The organism is Allobosea sp. P5_A5 (assembly GCF_056400625.1).
Window position 1 is genome coordinate 112,834 of the sequence record NZ_JBFUKY010000009.1, and the last position, 19,299, is coordinate 132,132.

General features: G+C 66.6%; 20 protein-coding genes. 10 read left to right on the plus strand and 10 right to left on the minus strand.

Going from position 1 to position 19,299, the window contains the following annotated elements:
* Positions 1-102: 102 nt before the first annotated feature.
* Complete coding sequence (locus tag AC1DR6_RS17660; RefSeq protein WP_476830560.1) at positions 103-1,725, plus strand: peptide chain release factor 3; 1,623 nt, start codon at positions 103-105, stop codon at positions 1,723-1,725.
* A gap of 104 nt (positions 1,726-1,829) precedes the next feature.
* On the opposite strand, the gene AC1DR6_RS17665 is transcribed toward AC1DR6_RS17660, so the two are convergent.
* Entirely contained in the window at positions 1,830-2,306 is a 477-nt protein-coding gene (locus AC1DR6_RS17665) for an Lrp/AsnC family transcriptional regulator (RefSeq protein WP_476830561.1), read from the minus strand.
* A 176-nt stretch (positions 2,307-2,482) separates the two neighbouring features.
* Between AC1DR6_RS17665 and AC1DR6_RS17670 the strand changes: the two genes are divergently transcribed.
* Both AC1DR6_RS17670 and AC1DR6_RS17675 read left to right on the plus strand, forming a co-directional pair.
* Positions 2,483-3,004 (plus strand): cysteine dioxygenase, encoded by a 522-nt coding sequence (locus AC1DR6_RS17670; protein ID WP_476830562.1) that lies wholly within the window; start codon positions 2,483-2,485, stop codon positions 3,002-3,004.
* A gap of 68 nt (positions 3,005-3,072) precedes the next feature.
* Positions 3,073-3,660 carry a glycoside hydrolase family 19 protein gene (locus AC1DR6_RS17675; protein ID WP_476830563.1) on the plus strand — a complete coding sequence of 196 codons (588 nt, stop codon included), beginning with the start codon at positions 3,073-3,075 and terminating at the stop codon, positions 3,658-3,660.
* Between the two features lie 21 nt (positions 3,661-3,681).
* Here AC1DR6_RS17675 and AC1DR6_RS17680 read toward each other — a convergent pair whose 3' ends face one another.
* Positions 3,682-4,836, minus strand: a complete 1,155-nt coding sequence (locus AC1DR6_RS17680) for a trans-sulfuration enzyme family protein (RefSeq protein ID WP_476830564.1) — start codon at positions 4,834-4,836, stop codon at positions 3,682-3,684.
* A gap of 106 nt (positions 4,837-4,942) precedes the next feature.
* On the opposite strand from AC1DR6_RS17680, the gene AC1DR6_RS17685 reads away from it, so the two are divergent.
* Positions 4,943-5,455, plus strand: coding sequence for a TspO/MBR family protein (locus AC1DR6_RS17685; RefSeq protein WP_476830565.1), 513 nt, complete (start codon positions 4,943-4,945; stop codon positions 5,453-5,455).
* A 15-nt stretch (positions 5,456-5,470) separates the two neighbouring features.
* On the opposite strand, the gene AC1DR6_RS17690 is transcribed toward AC1DR6_RS17685, so the two are convergent.
* The 3 genes from AC1DR6_RS17690 to AC1DR6_RS17700 form a co-directional block, all read right to left on the minus strand.
* The gene (locus AC1DR6_RS17690) at positions 5,471-5,845 is read right to left on the minus strand and encodes a response regulator (protein ID WP_476830566.1); all 375 of its coding nucleotides are present in this window, start codon (positions 5,843-5,845) and stop codon (positions 5,471-5,473) included.
* Positions 5,846-5,972: 127 nt separating this feature from the next.
* Complete coding sequence (gene hpt, locus AC1DR6_RS17695) at positions 5,973-6,530, minus strand: hypoxanthine phosphoribosyltransferase (protein WP_476830567.1); 558 nt, start codon at positions 6,528-6,530, stop codon at positions 5,973-5,975.
* 161 nt (positions 6,531-6,691) lie between these two features.
* Complete coding sequence (locus AC1DR6_RS17700) at positions 6,692-7,495, minus strand: DUF3426 domain-containing protein (RefSeq protein ID WP_476830568.1); 804 nt, start codon at positions 7,493-7,495, stop codon at positions 6,692-6,694.
* A gap of 306 nt (positions 7,496-7,801) precedes the next feature.
* Here AC1DR6_RS17700 and ftsE point away from each other — a divergent pair, with 306 nt between their 5' ends.
* From ftsE to AC1DR6_RS17725, 5 genes are all read left to right on the plus strand, one after another.
* Positions 7,802-8,425, plus strand: a complete 624-nt coding sequence (gene ftsE, locus AC1DR6_RS17705) for a cell division ATP-binding protein FtsE (RefSeq protein WP_476830640.1) — start codon at positions 7,802-7,804, stop codon at positions 8,423-8,425.
* Positions 8,412-9,377: a cell division protein FtsX gene (locus AC1DR6_RS17710; RefSeq protein WP_476830569.1), complete on the plus strand. Its 966-nt coding sequence runs from the start codon at positions 8,412-8,414 to the stop codon at positions 9,375-9,377. The genes ftsE and AC1DR6_RS17710 overlap by 14 nt, the downstream gene beginning before the upstream one ends.
* A gap of 106 nt (positions 9,378-9,483) precedes the next feature.
* On the plus strand, positions 9,484-10,269 hold the full coding sequence (locus AC1DR6_RS17715; RefSeq protein WP_476830570.1) for a YdcF family protein: 786 nt from the start codon (positions 9,484-9,486) through the stop codon (positions 10,267-10,269).
* A gap of 45 nt (positions 10,270-10,314) precedes the next feature.
* Entirely contained in the window at positions 10,315-11,085 is a 771-nt protein-coding gene (locus AC1DR6_RS17720; protein ID WP_476830571.1) for a lysophospholipid acyltransferase family protein, read from the plus strand.
* An 84-nt stretch (positions 11,086-11,169) separates the two neighbouring features.
* The gene (locus tag AC1DR6_RS17725) at positions 11,170-11,559 is read left to right on the plus strand and encodes a hypothetical protein (RefSeq protein WP_476830572.1); all 390 of its coding nucleotides are present in this window, start codon (positions 11,170-11,172) and stop codon (positions 11,557-11,559) included.
* Here the strand turns inward: AC1DR6_RS17725 and AC1DR6_RS17730 are convergent, their stop codons facing one another.
* Positions 11,560-12,135 carry a gamma-glutamylcyclotransferase gene (locus AC1DR6_RS17730; protein ID WP_476830573.1) on the minus strand — a complete coding sequence of 192 codons (576 nt, stop codon included), beginning with the start codon at positions 12,133-12,135 and terminating at the stop codon, positions 11,560-11,562. It lies immediately after the preceding gene.
* Between the two features lie 117 nt (positions 12,136-12,252).
* Between AC1DR6_RS17730 and AC1DR6_RS17735 the strand changes: the two genes are divergently transcribed.
* Complete coding sequence (locus tag AC1DR6_RS17735) at positions 12,253-13,293, plus strand: DUF2125 domain-containing protein (RefSeq protein WP_476830574.1); 1,041 nt, start codon at positions 12,253-12,255, stop codon at positions 13,291-13,293.
* A 114-nt stretch (positions 13,294-13,407) separates the two neighbouring features.
* On the opposite strand, the gene rpoH is transcribed toward AC1DR6_RS17735, so the two are convergent.
* The 4 genes from rpoH to AC1DR6_RS17755 all read right to left on the minus strand — a co-directional run bounded on the left by rpoH (position 13,408) and on the right by AC1DR6_RS17755 (position 19,267).
* The gene (gene rpoH, locus AC1DR6_RS17740; protein ID WP_476830575.1) at positions 13,408-14,304 is read right to left on the minus strand and encodes an RNA polymerase sigma factor RpoH; all 897 of its coding nucleotides are present in this window, start codon (positions 14,302-14,304) and stop codon (positions 13,408-13,410) included.
* Between the two features lie 218 nt (positions 14,305-14,522).
* Entirely contained in the window at positions 14,523-15,572 is a 1,050-nt protein-coding gene (locus tag AC1DR6_RS17745) for an RluA family pseudouridine synthase (protein ID WP_476830576.1), read from the minus strand.
* A gap of 102 nt (positions 15,573-15,674) precedes the next feature.
* Positions 15,675-17,396, minus strand: coding sequence for a heme biosynthesis HemY N-terminal domain-containing protein (locus AC1DR6_RS17750; protein ID WP_476830577.1), 1,722 nt, complete (start codon positions 17,394-17,396; stop codon positions 15,675-15,677).
* 20 nt (positions 17,397-17,416) lie between these two features.
* On the minus strand, positions 17,417-19,267 hold the full coding sequence (locus tag AC1DR6_RS17755) for a uroporphyrinogen-III synthase (RefSeq protein ID WP_476830578.1): 1,851 nt from the start codon (positions 19,265-19,267) through the stop codon (positions 17,417-17,419).
* Between the last annotated feature and the right edge of the window lie 32 nt (positions 19,268-19,299).

Below are 19,299 nucleotides of genomic sequence, written 5' to 3' on the forward strand. Positions count from 1 at the left end.
GCCCAGTCGCGGGTTCCGGGTTCTTCGCTTCGCGAAGCCCCGGAATGACAGGCTGGGCGGGGACCGATTGACTTCACGCCCCCTTAAGTCTTCAAGCGCGCCATGACCGATCTTTCGACCCCAGATGCCGCCGCGGCCTCTGCCGCGCCGCATGAGCGCCGGCGCACCTTCGCGATCATCTCGCACCCGGACGCCGGCAAGACGACGCTGACAGAGAAGCTGCTGTATTTCGGCGGCGCCATCCAGCTCGCGGGCGAGGTGCGGGCCAAGCAGGGCCGGCGCCAGACCTCGTCGGACTGGATGAAGATCGAGCGCCAGCGCGGCATCTCGGTCGTCACCTCGGTGATGACCTTCGAATATGGCGGCCACGTCTTCAACCTGCTCGACACGCCGGGCCACGAGGACTTCTCGGAAGACACCTACCGCACGCTGACGGCCGTCGATTCGGCCGTGATGGTGATCGACGCCGCCAAGGGCATCGAGGCCCGCACCAAGAAGCTGATCGAGGTCTGTCGGCTTCGCGACATCCCGATCGTGACCTTCATCAACAAGGTCGATCGCGAGACCCGCGACCCCTTCGACCTGATCTCCGAAATCGAGAACACGCTCGCGCTCGATGTGGCGCCGATGACCTGGCCCGTGGGACGCGGGCGCGATTTCGTCGGCACCTACGATCTGAAAGCCAATACCTTCCGCCGCAACCAGAAGGGCGACGAGAGCGCGCAGGACCAACAGGTTTCAGGCTGGGACGATCCGCTGTTCGACGAATTGCTGCCGAACGGCCTGGCCGAGACCTGGCGCGAAGAAGTCTTCCTCGCCAGCGAAGGCCTGAAGCCTTTCGATGTCGAGGCTTTCCGCGAAGGCCACCTGACACCCTTGTACTGGGGCGCGGCGCTGCGCGACTACGGCGTACGCGACCTGATCGACGCTCTGGGGCTCTATGCGCCAAGCCCGCGCGCACAGATCGCCGACAAGCGCGAGATCGAGGCGGGCGAGCCGAAGATGACCGGCTTCGTCTTCAAGATCCAGGCGAACATGGACCCCAACCACCGCGACCGCATCGCCTTCATGCGCGTCTGCTCGGGCAAGCTGTCTCGCGGCATGAAGGCCAAGCTGGTGCGGACCTCCAAGCCGATGCCGCTGAATGCGCCGCAGTTCTTCTTCGCCCGCGACCGATCGATCGCGGAAGAGGCCTTCGCTGGAGATATCGTCGGCCTGCCGAACCACGGCACGCTGCGCATCGGCGACACGCTCACCGAGGGCGAGGACATCATCTTCAAGGGCGTGCCGAGCTTCGCGCCCGAAATTCTGCGCCGCGTGAAGCTCAAGGACGCGATGAAGGCCAAGAAGCTGCGCGAAGCCTTGCAGCAGATGGCGGAGGAAGGCGTCGTCCAGCTCTTCCTGCCGCATGACGGCGCACCCGCGATCGTCGGCGTCGTCGGCGCGCTCCAGCTCGACGTGCTCAAGGAGCGGATGGACGCCGAATACACCCTGCCGGTCGATTTCGAGCCATGCCAGTTCTCGATCGCCCGTTGGGTCTCATCGGACGATAAAGTGGCGCTGGCGAAATTCGTCGGACTGAAGCCTTCGGCCATGGCGGACGATCTCGACGGCGACCCGGTCTTCATGGCCTCGTCCCAGTTCACGCTGAAATACGATTCCGAGCGCGCGCCCGACATCACCTTTTCCGATGTGAAGGATTATCAGAAGGTCGCGAAGGGCTGAGGACGTCCCGACGTCATTGCGAGCGCAGCGAAGCAATCCAGGAGGGCAGCGCTCCACGTCCCCTGGATTGCTTCGTCGCTCGCTCCTCGCAATAACGGAGAGCCTTAGCCTTGCGTCGCGAAGCCCAGCGGGATCGCGGTCGTCGACTTCAGCTCCTCCATCGCGAACATCGAGGTCACGTCGCTGAGGTCGATGCGTGAAATGAGCTTCTTGTAGAGCGCGTCATAGGCCGTGATGTCGGAGACATAGGCCTTGAGCAGATAGTCGATCTCACCGCTCATCCGGTAGAAATCGACGATCTCCGGCAGATCATGCACCGCCTGGTGGAAGCGCTCCAGCCACTCCATCGAGTGTCGCGCCGTTTTCACCGCGATGAACACCGTCACGCCGGCTTGCAGCTTCTGGCGGTCCAGTAACGCAACGCGGCGCTTGATGTAGCCGCCCTCCTCCAGCTTCTGCACCCGACGCCAGCAGGGCGAGGCCGACAGGCCGACCGCTTCGGCAAGCTCGGCGAGCGGCAGGCTCGCATCTTCCTGCAGCCGCTCCAGAATACGCAGATCGAAGGAGTCGAGCTTCGCCATCAGACCCTACAAACCAGAATGGAGATTGCCTATTATATCTCTCGCTGGGAAATTAATTCCACAAACCGACTACAAACCGGCAAGCGATTTTACAGAGAGAAGAAAATTCTCGATCTTTGCAAACTCATTCCGGCCTTCCCCGCTTAAGATTTCCCTGTCGATCGAAGGGGAGCGGTATGCAGGGTTTTCTGAATGCAGAGCGTCGGAGCGCCGTTCTCGGCAGCCTGCGCAGCAGCAATGGCACCGAGACCCGCGACTATCTCGGCGCCGCCCGCAACGTGTTGCGCGAACTCGTCGCGATGCCGGACGTAATCCAGCGCCTGCCGCTCGAGCGGCGGGCGGGCACCTACACCCGCAACCTGCTCGCCGGCGATGATGGCGTCAGTGTCTGGGCGATCGTCTGGGGCCAAGGCGCAGCGACCTCCATCCACGACCATCATTGCTCCTGCTGCTTTGGCGTCGTCGCCGGCACCGTGACCGAGACCTGGTATCGCGCCATCGACGACACCCGCGCGGTGCCGACCGAGGAGCAGCACCGCCTGCCGGGCTATGTCGCATGCATGCTGCCAAGCGGCCCGAATATTCACCGCATGCGCAATTTTGGACCGGACGAGGCGATCTCGATCCACATCTACGGCTTCGATCACGAGGTCCACGCCTCCTCGATCGAAAAGGAATATGTCGCGATCGGCGGCTGAGCCGATCGCAGATTTATCCCCGCGACGGCCGACGACACGATGATGACCTGCCATCAGGGAGGTCATCCATGTCGCTCAAAGGTCTCGCCATAGCTATCCTCGGGCCCTCTCCGGCAGCGTCGCTCGCGGTGACGCAGGCGCGCCTGAGCGCGCTCGCGCCCAAGGCCAAGCCAGATATCGTCACCGCGATCGCCGACGACTTCGACAGGGTTGCCGGCGAGAAAGGGATCGCGACAAGGCTGCGCATCTGCCACTTCCTGGCCCAGGCCGCCCATGAGACCGACGGTTTCCGCACGCTCCAGGAGTATGGCGGCGCCGCCTATTTCCTGCGCTATGAGGGCCGCGCCGATCTCGGCAACACGCAGGCCGGCGATGGCCTGCGCTATCACGGCCGCGGCATCTTCCAGCTCACCGGCCGCGCCAATTACCGCCGCTTCGGCCGCCTGCTCGGCATCGACCTCGAAGGCGAGCCCGAGCGGGCGCGAGAACCGGCGGTCTCGCTTGCGGTCGCGATTGCCTACTGGAAAGAGCGCGGCATCGACGTCGCCGCCGATGCCGACGACGTCGTCGCTGTCACCAAACTGATCAATGGCGGCCGCAACGGCCTTGCCGAGCGGACGCGCTATCTGGAGAAGGCCAAGGCCATCTGGGACTGACGATCTGGGCCTGACGATGCCTCAGCGATGCCCGGCCTTCAGCGCCTGATCGAGATCGGCATAGAGATCCTCGATATCCTCGATGCCGGTCGAGAGCCTGAGCAGATCGGTCGGGCAAGGCGAGCCGGCACCTTCGATCGAGGCGCGATGCTCGATCAAGCTTTCCACGCCGCCAAGCGAGGTCGCGCGCTTGTAGAGTTCGACATGGGCCGCCGTGCCGATGGCGGCCTTCTCGCCGCCCGAGACCTGGACGGACAGCATGAAGCCGAAGCCGTTTTCCATCTGCGCCGCCGCGACATCATGGCCGGGATGCTGCGGCAGGCCGGGATAGAGCACGCGCGCCACCAGCGGGTGCGCCGCCAGCCGCTGCGCCAGCTCCATCGCGGCGGCGGATTGATGCTCCTGCCGGACATGGAGCGTGCGCATGCCGCGCATCAGCAGATAAGCCTCGAACGGTCCGAGGATGCCGCCCTGCCCGCGCCGGACCGTCTTCACCCGGTTCCAGAAATCGTCGTCCTCACGGGCGCAGAGTGCACCGGCGATCACATCGGAATGGCCGTTCAGCACCTTTGTCGCCGAATGCATCACGATATCGGCGCCCAGCGTCAGGGGGCGCGTATGCACCGGCGAGGCGCAGGTCGAATCGACCGCGAGCTTGGCACCGGCGGAATGGGCGATCTTCGCGGCGGCGGCGATGTCGGTGATGGTCCAGAGCGGGTTCGACGGCGTTTCGATCCAGACCAGTTTGGTCACGCCCGGCTTCACGGCGCTCTTGAGCGCTGCGAGATCATCCGTCTCGACGAAATCGATCTTGAGGCCCCAGCGCGTGCCTTCGGTCATCAGCCAGTTGCGCAGCGCCCAATACATTACCTTCGACGCGACGACATGGTCGCCCGGCGACAGCGCCTGGAAGACCGCCGTCGCCGCCGCCGAGCCGGAGCCGAACAGCAACGCACCGGCCTTCGCCTCCTCCAGCATGGCGAGCACGCTTTCGGCCTCGCGCGTCGTCTCGTTGTCGGGGCGCCCATAGACGAAGCCCGAGGAATAACCGTTATCGGGATCGCGGATATAGGTCGTGGCGACATGGATCGGCGGGACGACCGCCCTCGTCTCGGAATCGATCTTGCCCATCGCCTGCGCGGTCAGGGAACGGGGGTGGAGTGGGCGCTGCGACATCGCTGAGAAGTTCCATGAGGGACAGACATGCCATCTGGCGCGAGGCGCATGCAGGATGCAAGCCGGTCACCTTGCGGCACGCTCAACCCTCCCACATCTTGCTGTCATGACCGCGCTCCCCGGAACCACCTTCGTCGACCGCCGCCCTCCGATCTGGGCCGCGCTTGCCATCGCCATCCTGCCCGTCATTGCCGCTTCGCTGGCCGGCAGCGCCGCGACCCTCCCACAGATTCCGACCTGGTATGCGGGCCTGGTGAAACCGGCCTTCAATCCGCCGAACTGGATTTTCGGTCCGGTCTGGACCGCGCTCTATGCGCTGATGGCCTTTGCCGTCTTCCGAATCTTGCGCGTACCGGTCGGAACGCCCGGCCGTCGCCGGGCCTTGCTGGTGTATCATCTCCAGCTGCTGCTCAATATCGGCTGGTCTTTCGCCTTCTTCGGCGCCAACAGCCCGCTCGGCGGGCTTGTGGTGATCGTGCCGCTGCTGCTGGCGATCATGGCGACGATCGCCGCGTTCCGCCCGCTCGATCGCCTGGCCGCGAACCTGCTCTGGCCTTATATCGCCTGGGTTGCTTTCGCGACGCTGCTCAATGCCTCGATCTTCTGGCTCAATCGCTGAAGCGCCGTCGCGCGCTCAGCCGATCGAGCGCTCGATCACTTTCATCACGGTTTCGCGCAACTCCGCGATCGTGAAGGGCTTGGTCATGACCTCCTCGACGATGGTCTCGAGGCTCCTGGCCCGCTCGCGCTGCTCGGCATAGCCCGTCATCAGCATGATCGTCAGTTCGGGAAACTGCTGTTTCGCTGCAAGCGCCAGCGCGATCCCGTCCATCAACGGCATCCGGATATCGGTCAGCAGCAGATCGAAGCGACCTTGCTCGGCGACGAGGATGTCGAGCGCCTCGGCACCGTCGGATGCCGTGACGCAGGAGTGGCCGTCCATGCCGAGACCGCGCGCGACCAGCGTGCGCAGCGGTTCCTCGTCGTCGACCACCAGAATGCGCGACATGACAGATCCCGAGAGCGTATGAGAGCCAGACGGATCGAGATCCGCCTCAAGAAAACGCGGTAAAACAGAGAGATAGAGTATTTCCGCGATTCGGCGAACCTGGATGACCGAACCTGGATGACCGAACCTAGATGCCCGGGAGCCCCGCCTGGTCTTCCGTCTCGATGACCCCGACGAAGGGCAGCTGCCGGTAGGAATGCGCGACGTCCATGCCGTAGCCCACGACGAAGTAATCGGGGCACTCGAAGCCGACATAGTCGGCGCCGATATGGACCGCCCGCTTGCCTGGCTTCTCCAGCAATACCGCGGTCGAGACCGTCGCCGCGCCCCGCGCTGCCAGCAGATCCTTCGCGAAAGCGAGCGTGCGGCCCGATTCGAGGATATCGTCGACGAGAAGAACATCCCGCCCGCGCACCTCGCTCTGGACATCGCGCAGGATCTCGACCTGGCCGGTCGAGATCGTGCCGGTGCGGTAGCTCGACAGGTGCACGAACTCGACCTGCGGCTCGAGCCCGGCCCGATGCATCGCCCGGATCAGATCGGCCGCGAACATGAAGCTGCCCTTCAGCACGGCGACGACGAGCAGGTCCTTCGGCTTGGTGGCGGCCACCGCCTGCGCGATCTCCTCGTTGCGGCGCGCGATCGCCGCCTCGTCGTAAAGCACTCTGATCCGCCGTTCCGGCATGGTCTGTCCTGTTCCTGTGCGTCGTGGTCGCGAGGCTTCGGCCATGCCGATGCGCAACGCCTGATCGCTCGGTTGATAGCGCACCGCTCGGCCGCCGCAAACCACATCTGGCAAAGCCCAAACGGCATCCCAAGGCCGTGCCTTGGACGGCGAGGTCGCGTTCAGTGCGAACCCGCAACCTTTGTGCCGGCCTGGGGCGGGACGAAGCGAACCTCCACCGAGCGCCCCTTCTCCGGCGGAGAGGCCAGCCGCGCACGGAACCGCATCAGTTCGGCGGGTTCGAGGCTGCCGCGCGGCGGGTCGGTGGTCCAAGTATAGAGCGTCTGCCCGGCATCGTCTTGTACCGAGACCTGGATCGGCGGAACCTGGGTCTGGTCCTTGGCGATGTTGGTGACGTCGCCCTCGACGACGAGAAAGCGGTTCGCCCCGTCCTCGACCAGCCCGCTCTCGATCGAGCTCAGGCTGAGGCCCCTCGCATTCACCGGCAGCCCGGCCTTTTCGAACAAGGCAGCGAGTTGCGGCGCAGCCCGGACGACCAGATTGCGTTGCCAGACGAGGCCCCCGAGCACGAGCGCACCGACGATGGCGGCGGTAGCGGGCAGCGCAACACTGCGGCCGAACCGGACGGATGCGCGCTTCGCGGCTTTCGCCTTGCTGCGCGGCGGCTTGCGGCGCTCGGCCTCGACCGGTGGTGGCTCCTCGGGCACGGTGTCTGCCGCTGCGATCAACTGTTCGGCTTCGGCGGCGACGGCGGTGACCTCCGCCTCGATCGCCGCGGCGCGCTCAAGCTCCTCGGCGAGAAGCGCCTGTGTCTCCTCGGCGCTGGGAACCGGGGGCAACTCGGCGCTGGCGTCGACATGCCAAAGCGTCTGGCAGCGGGCGCAGCGCACCTTGCGGCCTTCCGGCCCCAGTTTGGCCGCGTCGAGCTCGTACTGGCTCGCGCATGACGGACAGACGATCAGCATGAAACGGCGTGGTCCCTGGCACTCCACCGGCGGCGCTTGCGTCGGCCGGATTGTGCCCGCTTCGGTCCGCGCCGGGCCAGCGACGAAGCGCGTCACATCGGCGCCAAACTGCTGCAGGCTCCGTATTGACGCGCTTTATGGTTAACGGGTCGTGAAGACTTGTGGACGCATGGTCGCGAGATCGCGCGCGTCGCTGTCTGCGGACTAGTATGGCATCGCGACGCGGAACCGCCGGCTGCGGTCCGCTTCGGCTTTGAATGAGGCAACCGGTTGGTTCGTTTCGAAAATGTCGGCCTGCGTTACGGCATGGGCCCGGAGGTGCTGAAGGACATCAACTTCAGCATCGAGCCGCGCTCGTTCCAGTATCTCACCGGCCCGTCAGGTGCCGGCAAGACGACGCTGATGCGCCTGATCCTGATGGCGCTGAAGCCGACACGGGGCCTGGTGAACCTGTTCGGACAGGATGCGTCGCGCCTGGAGGGACAGACCCTGACGGCGTTCCGGCGCCGCATGGGCGTCGTGTTCCAGGATTTCCGTCTGCTCGACCACCTCACCGTCTACGAGAACGTCGCCTTGCCGTTGCGCGTCATCGGCAAGGAGGAGGCCAGCTACCGGGCCGAAGTCGTCGAGCTGTTGCGCTGGGTCGGACTTGGCGAGCGCATGCATGCCGTGCCCGCCGTCCTGTCTGGCGGCGAAAAGCAGCGCGCCGCGATCGCCCGAGCGCTGATCGCGAGGCCGGAGCTGCTGCTGGCCGATGAGCCGACCGGCAATGTCGATCCTGGTCTCGGCCGGCGGCTGCTGCGCCTGTTCATGGAGCTGCAGCAGCTCGGCACCGCGGTCGTCATCGCCACCCATGATCTCAACCTGATGGAGATCTACGACGCGCCGCGTCTTGTCCTCGCCGACGGGCACCTCCATGTCGATGCCTGATCCCGTGGACGAAGAGCCCGATCACCGCGAGGAGCGCGCGCTGCCGGCCAATCTGCGGCGCCACCAGCCGCTCGTGCCCGTCGATAGCGTCGCTGGCCGCGCGCTGATGGCAGTAATCGCGATCCTGACCTTCCTGGCCTCGATCAGCGCCGGCGCGGCAGTGCTGGCGGCCCGCGCGTCCGACCAATGGCGTGGCGCGATTTCAAACGAAATGACGATCCAGATCCGCCCTGACTCCCAGCGCGACATCGAGGCCGACATCGCCCGCGCGGTGCGGATGGCGCAGGGGCTCGACGGCATCGAGAGCGTGCGCGCGATCCCGAAATCGGAATCCGACAAGCTGCTCGAGCCATGGCTCGGCACTGGGCTCGATCTGGTCGAACTGCCGGTCCCTCGGCTGATCGTCCTCAAGCTCAAATCGGGCGCTGCGCCGGATACCGCCCGTTTCGGGCCGGAGTTGCGTCAGGAGGTTCCGAGCGCCATCCTCGACGATCATCGCGTCTGGGTCAGACGGCTTTCGGCGATGGCCGGCACGATCATCGTCTCGGGCTTCGTCATCGTGCTGCTCGTCCTCACGGCAGCGGCGCTGGCCGTCGCGTTTGCCACGCGCGGCGCCATGGCCGGCAGCCGCGAGAGCGTCGAGGTGCTGCATCTCGTCGGGGCCGACGACAACTTCATCGCCCGCGAGTTCCAGAGCCGCTTCATCCGCCTGGGTCTTCGCGGCGGAGCCTTCGGAGGTGTCGCCGCCGTTCTCGCCATCGCGATCCTGGGCCTGCTTGCTTCCTACTGGAATACCGCGCCCGAAGCGGAGCAGTTGCAGGCGCTGTTCGGCGCCTTCGACATCGGGTGGGCAGGCTATGGCGCCGTCGTCCTCGTCGCCCTCATCGTCGCGGCGATTGCCGGTCTGGTGTCCCGCATCACCGTGCGCCACTATTTGAGGGCCCTCGCGTGAGCGCCCGTTCGCGCTTGGCCCTGCAAGGATTGCTCAAGACCTGCGGCCGCGATCGGCACGGAAACGCCGCGGTTGCGCCCGATTGCCGCTTTATCGTGCTAGCCTCATGGTCATGATCGGCAGCGGCAATGACCGCGTCAGCGCGGAAAGATCGGCAGCGACGCGGTCGCTGTCCTGGCCGCGCGCGCTCGGCTGGATCGTCCTGCTGGCGTTAGTGGCAGCGCTCGCCGCGCTCGGCTGGGACTATGCCCGCTTCGCCAGCGGCATCGAGGCGCGGGAACCCGTCGCCACGCCGCGCACCGACGCGATCGTCGTCGTCACCGGTGGTTCTCAGCGGGTCGGCGATGCCATCGGACTCCTGGGCGCCGACCGGGGCGCGCGGCTGCTGATCAGCGGCGTCAACGAAAAGACCAGCCGCGAGGAACTGGTGCGACTGAACCCCGCATCGCGCGATCTGCTCGCCTGCTGCGTCGACCTCGACTATCGCGCCCGCAACACCATCGGCAACGCCATCGAGACCCGACGCTGGGTGCGCCAGCATAAGTTCGGCTCGCTTCTGGTGGTGACCTCGAACTATCACATGCCGCGCACGCTCGCGGAATTCGCCCATGCGATGCCTGGTCTGCGCTTCGTCGCGCATCCGGTCGTCACCGATCAGCTCGACCCCACCGGATGGTGGCATCGCTGGGCGACCGTGAAGGTGCTGTTCCCGGAATACGTCAAGTTCCGCGCGGCGCGGCTGCGTAGCTTGTTCGAGAGCGACCCCGAAAGCTCGCGTTTGTCCGTGATCATCGGCGGCCGCAAGCCGATCTCGCCGAAGCCGGCGGACGCCATCGGCCCCGATGCCGAAAAACGGTCGCATCTGCGCGGTGGCCCGTTGCGTCAAGGGTGACGCGCGGAGCTTGACCGCGCCCGCGTCTCGCGCTCTTTGCGCGCCATGCTCCTGCTGCGCTCGCTGATCTTCAATGTCCTGTTTTACGCCAACCTCGTGCTCTGGCTGGTCTTCGGGACGCTGCCCGCTCTCCTGCTGCCGCGCATCGCGCTGTGGTATGTCGCGTTCGGCTGGGCCCGCAGCGCCCTGTGGCTGCAGCGCGTCGTCGCCGGCACGCGCTATGAAATCAGGGGGCTGGAAAACATTCCGTCGGGCGGTCTGATCGTCGCATCCAAGCATCAGTCCTTCTGGGAGACGTTCGCGCTCATGACGGTCCTGCGCAATCCGGTCTTCATCCTGAAGCGCGAGTTGATGCGCATTCCGCTGTTCGGATGGAGCCTCGCAAAACTTCGCATGATCCCGGTCGACCGGGGCGGACGCGCCAGGGCCCTGGCCGACGTCACCCGCCGCGCCAAGGTCGAGCTTGGCCAGAATGGCCGGCAGCTCATCATCTTTCCCGAAGGGACACGGCGTCCGCCTGGCGCGCCGCCGGCCTATAAATTTGGTGTCGCCCATCTCTACCGCGAGCTCGGCGTGCCCTGCGTTCCGGTCGCGCTGAACTCAGGTCTGTTCTGGCCTCGTCGCGATATCCTGCGCCGGCCCGGCACCATCGTCGTCGAGATCATGCCGCCGATCATGCCCGGCCTCGGCAAGGCCGCTTTCCAGGCCCGGCTGCAAGGCGAGATCGAAACAGCCAGCGACCGCCTGCTTGCAGAAGGACGCGCCGAACTGGCGGAACGCGGACTGGATCCGCTCGCCCATCCTGACAACCGCTGACAGCAGAGAAACCCGCCTGGCCTTGTAGAGCTTGACTTATCCCCGCTCGGTTCTCATTTTGTTCACAGCAAAAGGAGAACGGACATGGCCGCTGTCGCCTACCGTTATACGCCTGATCTGTTCGACGATCTCGTCACCGTCCGCGAAGCGCCTTTGCGCAGCACGGCGAGCCTCGGCGAGCGTCGCTTCACCGCCTGGCGCGGCCGTTCCGGACGTCGCTATGTCGCTTCGGTCTTCGCGGTGGACGATGTCCATGCCTTGGGGTTCACCGACGCGGTTCTTCTCGCCGTTACGGCCGAGCGCACCATTATCGCAGCGCGCGATTCCGGCCCCTTCGGGGTCGAAGCCGCGCTCGGACGCTGGCAGCGCTCGATCATGGAAGCCGGTGCCTGCGAGATCCATGTGCATCTGCTCGCCGAGGACGGCACCAGCCGCCGGGCAGCCCTGCTCGACCTGATGCCGGAGGCTGCCTGATCAGCCGCCGGACTTCGGGTGCGAGGTACCCAATCCCGGCACCAGCTGCCGCGCCAACGCCGTCAGCACCGGGTCATAGACACCCATCTTCCTGAGATGCTCGTAGGTCTGCAGCACATAGTCCGGGTTTTCGCCGGACTGTCCCCGTCCTTGCAGCACCAGCCTGAGCAGTTCCTCCGGCGCGAGCTTGCCGGCATATTGCAGGTGCTTGCGGTCGGCGACATAGACCAGCGCCGTGACCCGGCGTCCATCATCGAGGCGCACCGGCATCTCTCGCTCAAGATAGACCGACGTCGCCTGCTCGCGCGCCCTTAAATACGTCACCGTCTCCTGCGCGTCGGAAGCCAGCACGCGGAAGGCCATCCCCCGGCAGAGGCCGCCGCGATCGAGCCCGAGCACGAGCCCCGGCCGCTCCGGAGTGCCGCGATGAACATGGGAAAAGACGCAAAGCGACCGGTGATAGCCATAGAGCCGGGCGCTTGCGCTCTCGGCGAACGGAAAGCCCGGCCGCCAGATCAGCGAGCCGTATCCGAAAACCCAAAGGTCGCTCGCCTCGTTTGGTCCCGTCATCGCCATCCCATAATTTGGCCGCGCCGCCCTGCTTGATGCGGGGTCGTTGGCAGTCCGGCATTGGCAGGCGCGCAGAATGCGAGCTAACAAGCCGGATCGAGCCGCGCAAGGAACGCCACCCGCATGACCGATGCCCTTCCCACGCGCCGCCGCAGCCGCTTTTGGCTTTATGCGCCGTTCGCGCTGCTCGTCGTGCTGGCGGTGGCATGGTCCGGCTTCTGGTTCCATGTCCATGGCCGCGTTACGGACGAGATCGACAAGGCCTTGGCGCGCGAAGTCGCGCAGGGCCGGAACTGGACCTGCGCCAACCGCTCGATCGGCGGCTTCCCCTTCCGGATCGAAGTACGTTGCGACGCGCTGACGCTGACGTCGAGCCGCTGGGGCGAGGCTGTGCAGGTCACGACCGGTCCGGCCGTTGCCGTCGGCCAGATCTATTCGCCGGGGCTCGTCATCCTGGAGGTGACGAGCCCGGCACGCGCGACGCTGACCGAAGGCCGCACGCTCGACGTGGCCTGGAATCAGCTCGACGCGAGCCTGGCCTGGCGCCAGCCCGAGCGCTTCGCCCTCGTCGCTGCCGCACCCGCGATCACCCTGACCACACCGGGTGTCGGCACGGAGAGCTGGCGCGCGAGTGCTCTCGAAACGCATCTACGCCGTAATCCGACGCGGCCGGCTGCCGACCAGGCCGTCGATTTCGCCTTCTCCGCCAAGGGCACCGTGCTGCCCGTGATGGATGCGCTGCTGGGCACGCCGGACGCCGGCACGATCGACCTCGAAGGCACGCTGACCCAGTCAGAGGCCTTCCGGAAGGGCTTCAATCCGGATGCGCTGGAAACCTGGCGGAACGCCGGCGGCAGGCTTGATCTGGGTCGTATTGCGGCAACCAAGGGACCGGCGCGGATCGACGGCAGCGGACAGATTCTGCTCGATCCGACGCATCAGCTCGGCGGCAATCTTCAGCTCGCGGCGGCCGGCATCGAGCAGATCGGCGGCATGCGCATTGGAAACCTGATGGGCGGCCTCGGCGGGTTGCTCGGCGGCCGCGCTCCCGCGACGACCGCCGTGCCCGGCCTGACGCCGCTGCCTCCGATCTCGCTACGCGGGGGCCGCGTCTTTGTCGGCCCGTTCCGCCTGCCGCTGAAACCGATGCAGCCGCTGTACTGATCGACCCCTTCTTTTTTGGCGGGCGGATCTCTTCGACGCGCCCGCGGCACGCAGGCTACCAAGAAAAAAGGGGCGCCAAAGGCGCCCCTTTAAAACATTCGCCGGGAAGGCGGCTCAAGCGGCCGGCAGCGCCGCTCGGGGAGACTCGATGCGGGTGATCGCGTTCTTCACCGCGCCTTGCACCTTCTCGAAAGCCCGCACCTCGATCTGGCGCACGCGCTCGCGGGAGACGCCGAATTCCTCGGACAGCTCCTCCAGCGTGATCGGGTCCTCGGCCAGACGCCTGGCCTCAAAAATCCGCCGCTCTCGGGGGTTCAGCACATCGAGCGCCTCGTGGAGAGCCGTGTGACGATTGCTCGCCTCCTGCGAGTCAGCAAAGCGCCGCTCCTGGCTTTCCGAATCATCGACCAGCCAGTCCTGCCACTCGCCCTCGCCATCCTCGCGTACGGCGGTGTTCAGCGACGCGTCTCCGCCGAGGCGGCGGTTCATGTCGATGACATCCTGCTCGTTGACACCGAGCTTGGTCGCGATCTGCTTCACCTGGTCCGGGCGCAGATCGCCCTCGCCAAGCGCGGAAATCTTGCTCTTCGCCTTTCGCAGGTTGAAGAACAGCTTCTTCTGGTTTGCCGTGGTGCCCATCTTCACGAGCGACCAGGAGCGCAGGATATATTCTTGAATCGAAGCCTTGATCCACCACATCGCATAGGTGGCGAGGCGGAAGCCCTTCTCCGGTTCGAAGCGTTTGACGGCCTGCATCAAGCCGACATTGCCTTCGGACACGACCTCGCCGATGGGGAGGCCATAGCCGCGGTAGCCCATGGCGATTTTGGCGACGAGGCGGAGATGCGAGGTGACGAGCTTATGGGCCGCGTCCCGATCTCCATGCTCACGCCAGCTTTTCGCCAGCATGTATTCCTCGCTCGGTTCCAGCATCGGGAACTTGCGGATTTCGTCGAGATACCGTGACAGCCCGCCTTCGGCGGACAGGACGGGTAGCGAAGCACTCGCCATGCGCGTGTCTCCTCATCGTGGCCCCCGCTGGGCGGCAGGCCCACCGCGCGATCAACCTTCGCGCAGGTTACGGATGATGCAAGCAGGTCCAACGCGCCCGTGGCGCTAAAGTTCGGCTGGACCGATCACATGCGGCGCCCCCTTGGCCATCCGCATCCGAGAGACGCATTATATCCGATTTGACTCTGGCGGAAAGGTGGCAGCGAAGCCAGATTGTCTCACAGCCTCGCGAGCGCCGCTTGCAGATTCGCAAAGTCGGCCGGCGGCTCGGACTCAAACAGCATCTCTTCGTTCGTGGCCGGGTGAGCGAACCCGAGCATGGCCGCATGCAGCGCCTGCCGGCCAAGCGCCGAAAGCGCCGCCTGCGCATCCGCCGGCAGGCGCACGGCCTTGGTGGCGAATCCGGAGCCGTAGAGCTGGTCGCCCAGCAGCGGATGACCGATATGGCTCATATGGACGCGGATCTGGTGCGTGCGCCCGGTCTCCAGGCGACACTCCACCAGGCTCGCCAAAGGCTCTGTCTCGTCCAGCCCCTTCATCATCGGCGGGTAACGCTCGATCACGGTGATATGCGTGATCGCCTCCCGGCCACGCCCTTCCTTGACCACCGCCATCTTCTCGCGGTTGCGGTTGGAGCGTTCGAGGGGGGCGTTGATCGTTCCTTCGCGGAGACGCGGCGCGCCCCAGGTGATTGCGACATAAGCGCGCTGCAGCGGCCCCGTGCGGCCGTGGTCGGCAAACTGCTTGGCCAGCTTCTGATGCGCGCGGTCGTTCTTGGCGACGACGAGAAGCCCGCTGGTATCCTTGTCGAGCCGGTGCACGATTCCGGGCCGCCGCACCCCGCCGATGCCGGAAAGGCTGTCCCCGCAATGGGCGATCAGTGCGTTGACGAGGGTCCCGTCCTCATGACCGCCGGCAGGATGCACGACGAGCCCGGCCGGCTTGTCGATGACGATCAGATGCTCGTCCTCGTAGATGACCGTGAGCGGAATGTCCTGGCCGACCGGATCGGGCGCCCTGGCTGCCGGCATCGCCAGAGCGATCTCGTCGCCCTCCACGACCTTGCGGCTGCCATCGGTGAAGACGGCGCCGTTGAGCGTGACCCCGCCATCCTTGATGACCTGTTGCAACCGCGCTCGCGATATCTCACCGGCCAGCAGCGTCAGCGCCTTGTCCAGCCGCAGCCCGGCCTGCTCGGGCGCGACCTGCAACGTGACGATATCCGTACCCTGGCCACTGAGGCCGTGTTCGCCGAGATCAGACTTCATCGCGTCGCTATAAGGGTCCAGCGCCCGGATCGCACGTTTTTTCGCGCGAGCGACAGTCAGGCTTGGGAACCCTCAGTTCGCTTTTAAGCGAGGCGATGCGTTTTACCCAAACAGCCGAAATCCGCCCTTCTTGGGTTCGCCGGGCGAATCCGTGTCCGGCCCCGGATCGTCGGGCGCGTGAGGCACGGGGAAGATCACCGGCTTAGCAGTGGACACCGGCCGGGCCTCGGCGGAGCCAGTGGATGGCGCGGCAGCAGGTTTCTCCGTCGCTCCCAAAGTCTCCGATCCCAAGACCTCTGACGGCCCGGCTTCCGGCCGCGAAGGCTCGCCGGGGGTCGCGGAACCGACGGGCTCGTCGCGTGGCAAGACCGCATCGCCTGGGGCGACCGACGGCTTCGGTTCCTCGGGCAGCGGAGCGACGACAGCCGAGGTGACGGCGATCGGCTCGACGGTGGTCGTGGTGTGGGCGCGCGCTTCGATCAGCTTGGTCGTATCGTCGAGATCGGCCAGCACGTCGTCGATGGCGGCCGGTCGGCTGCCCAGCGTCGCAGGGGGCACGGTCCAGACGAAAGCATCGAGCCGCCCGCTGAGCGGCGAGACCGGCATCCAATGGTCGGAGACGAGGCCATCGGCGACCCAGGCGGCGTCGTGAGGAGCCCTTGTCGCGCGCGCCAGCCATTCCCGCACGCGGCCGGCGGCACCATGCTCCGCCTCTTCCAGCTCCGCCATCAGCAGGCAGGCGCGGACCGAGGGCCCGCCGGCAAGCAAGGGCTTCAGCGTCTCGCGAGCCTTCTCGAATTCCCGCGCCTGGATCGCCGCGCCGGAAACCACCAGCACGCTCTCCGGATCGGCAGGCCTCACCTTGGCGAGCGCATTGGCACGGCTCAGCCGGTCGAGCGCCGAATCACCCGGACGGACGTCGAGATAGGCCGCCGCGACGTCCGGATGCGGCGCCTCACGCCAGGCCGCCTCCAAAATCTTCGCCGCCTTCCGAATATCGCCACGCCCGGAGAGCATCCGGCCGGCGAGCGTCGCCGCGGGCGTCAGCCCCGGCGCAAGCTTGACTGCTTCGAGCGCGGCCGCGAGCGCGCGCTCCGGCTCGCTGTCGCGCGCCTCGATCGCCTCGGCAGCGAGCAGCACCGCGCGCTGGCGACGCGCCTCGGCCTTGTCCGCGAGACGAAGCGCCGCGCGACGCTCCACGGCGGTCCGCGCCGATTGCCAGTCCCCGGCATTGGTGTGGAAATCGAGCAGGGCGTCATTGGCCCACGCCAGCGAAGGCGAGCGGCGCACGGCATCGTCGGCGAAGGCACGCGCGGCCGCCATGTCGCCGCGCCGCTTGGCCTCGACGAACAGGCCACGCAGGCCAAGCACCCGCGTCTCCGACCGATCGAGCATGGCCTTGAATGCGGCCTCGGCCTGCGGACGATTGCCCGAGAGCTGCGCGGTCTGCGCTTCGAGCAGCAGCGTCAGCGGCTCGCTTGGTACGAAGCGGCGCGCCTCGTTGGTGTAGCGAGCGGCAGCGACAGGATCGCCGGCGCCGATGGCCACCATGCCTCGCGACACCGCCTCGAACCCGCGCGAGCGGCGGCGCGAGCGCGAAGACAGGCTGAAGGCCGTCGGCAGCCCGAAGACGAAGCGCAGGATCGCCCAAAGCAGGACGACCAGAAAAGCGAGGAGCACGACGCCGATCGCGCCGATCGCGACGCTGGTATCGATGCGGTAGCCCTGCCAGATGACCGAGATTTCACCGGGCCGGTCGGCGAGCCAAACGGCGCCGACGGCCAGGCAGGCGAAGATGGCGAGGTAGACGAGAACGCGAACCATGGACTTAGTCTATCCTCCCGTCAGCCGGCCGAGCCGAGCGCAGCGACCGCGTCCTGGCCGATCTTGGCAATCGCGGCATCGGCCGCCGCGCGCTTCTGCAACGCCTCGCCGAAATCCGCACTGGCACGGCGCGCCGGCTCGGGCAACTCCGCCCACAACGCCGCAGCCTTGACGATGTCACCGGACGCGATGGCGCTCTCCACCCGCAAAGGCAAGGTCGCCACATCATTCGAGCTGCTGTCGCCGACCGGGCGCACGGTGACGACGCGGCTGGCCAAACCCCAGAGCGTGTCCGTCCAACTGCCCGATTGCGGCGTTACCTCTCGCTGGAACATCGCACCATATTTGCGAAAGCTCGCCTGCAGCGCGTTGCGCGTAGGAGCGCCCGTGCTGGCCACGCTCGAAAGCGGCGTCACCTGCGCCTGGGCGACGCCGGCTTTCGTCAGCGCCGCGACATCTCCCGCGAAGGGCCGCCCATCCGCAAGCGCCCGCCCGATCCGCTCGCTCAGCACGATCCGTGCGGCGGCCATCGCCTCGGGGCTTGCGGCCGAAGCCGCCTTCGCCTGGACCTCGGCCGCGTCGAGACGAGCGGCGAGTTGGTCCACCTTCTGGCTCGCGGCAGCCGCAGCGGCTTCCGCGCGCTGGACGGCGGCGCCGTCAGCGGCCTGCCCCTGCGAACCGATGCGGGCGGTGAGCGCCTGGATATCGGAACCCGCCTTGCCGGAGGCTTCCACGGCGCTGCCGGCCTTGCGGTCGCTAGCGGCGACGCCGGCCTGGAGCGTATCGAGGCGCCCGCTCACATCGGCCAGCTGCTGTGCCGTGACAGCGGGCGCGCTGGCTCGCATCGCGAGCAGCATCAAACCGGCACCGACCAGCCCGCCGATCACGCCGGCAGCGGCTAAGGCTCCCCAGGGAAGCCCGCGCTTCTCAGCTCTTGCCTTGATGGGAGCCGCCTCGGCGGTGCCTTCGGAGGACGGCGGCGAAAATTCTTTCGGCAGGGCCTCGGTCGGCGCCACGGCCTCCGGGCCTTGCATGTGGGCATCAGCCGCGCCAACGACATCGTCCGCAACCGGTTCGGCCTTAAGCTCGATGGTCGGAGGCGTCCGTTGCGGGCTGGCGCGCGGCGGCACGATCGCCCCGTCGCGCGACGACGGCTGGCCGCGCTGCGAAACCTGCACGAGCGCGGCAAGCATACCGGCCTCCTCAGGGTGCTCGGCGACGAGCACGGTGCTGGCGCCGGCGGCGATCAGCGGAGAGGCAGCATCCGCAGAGATCACCACATGGGTAAGGTCGAGCGCGGCATCGGTGACGCCGGCCGCCTGCGCGAGCTTGAGGAAAGTGCCGGCACCGCGCGCAGAATAATGCAGCGCCGCGTCGGCCTTGCCCTCCGCGAGCGCCGTTTTGGCCACATCCGGCAGCACATCCACCGCCTCCGCGTCGTATGCCACCCATGACACGACTTCGTAGCCCGCCTGCGTCAGCCGGTCCGGCACATCGTCCTTGCGGTCTTGCCCGGCAATGAGCAGCAGCTTCGATGGCGCCGGCAGGGTGCGCTGGATCAGCGCGATCAGGTCTTTGCGATCGCCGTCGGCGCTGCGGGCATCATCCAGCCCTGCCTCTCGCACCTTGGCCGCAGTCCGCGCGCCGACCGTAAAGATCGGCAGTTCGCGCCAGGCCGCCGGGCCCTCGCTCAGCATCGGCACGGCATTTCCGCTCGTCACCACGATCGCGGCGAAATGACCTTGCGGCGCATCGGCCGCCAGTCGCACGACCTTGAACAGCGGCGCCACGAGCGGCTCGAAGCCATGACCCGCGATCGCCTGAGCCGTCCTTTCGGCATCGCTCTGGGGACGGAAGACGAGAACGCGCATTCATGACTCCTGACGGAACAGCCGATGATCAC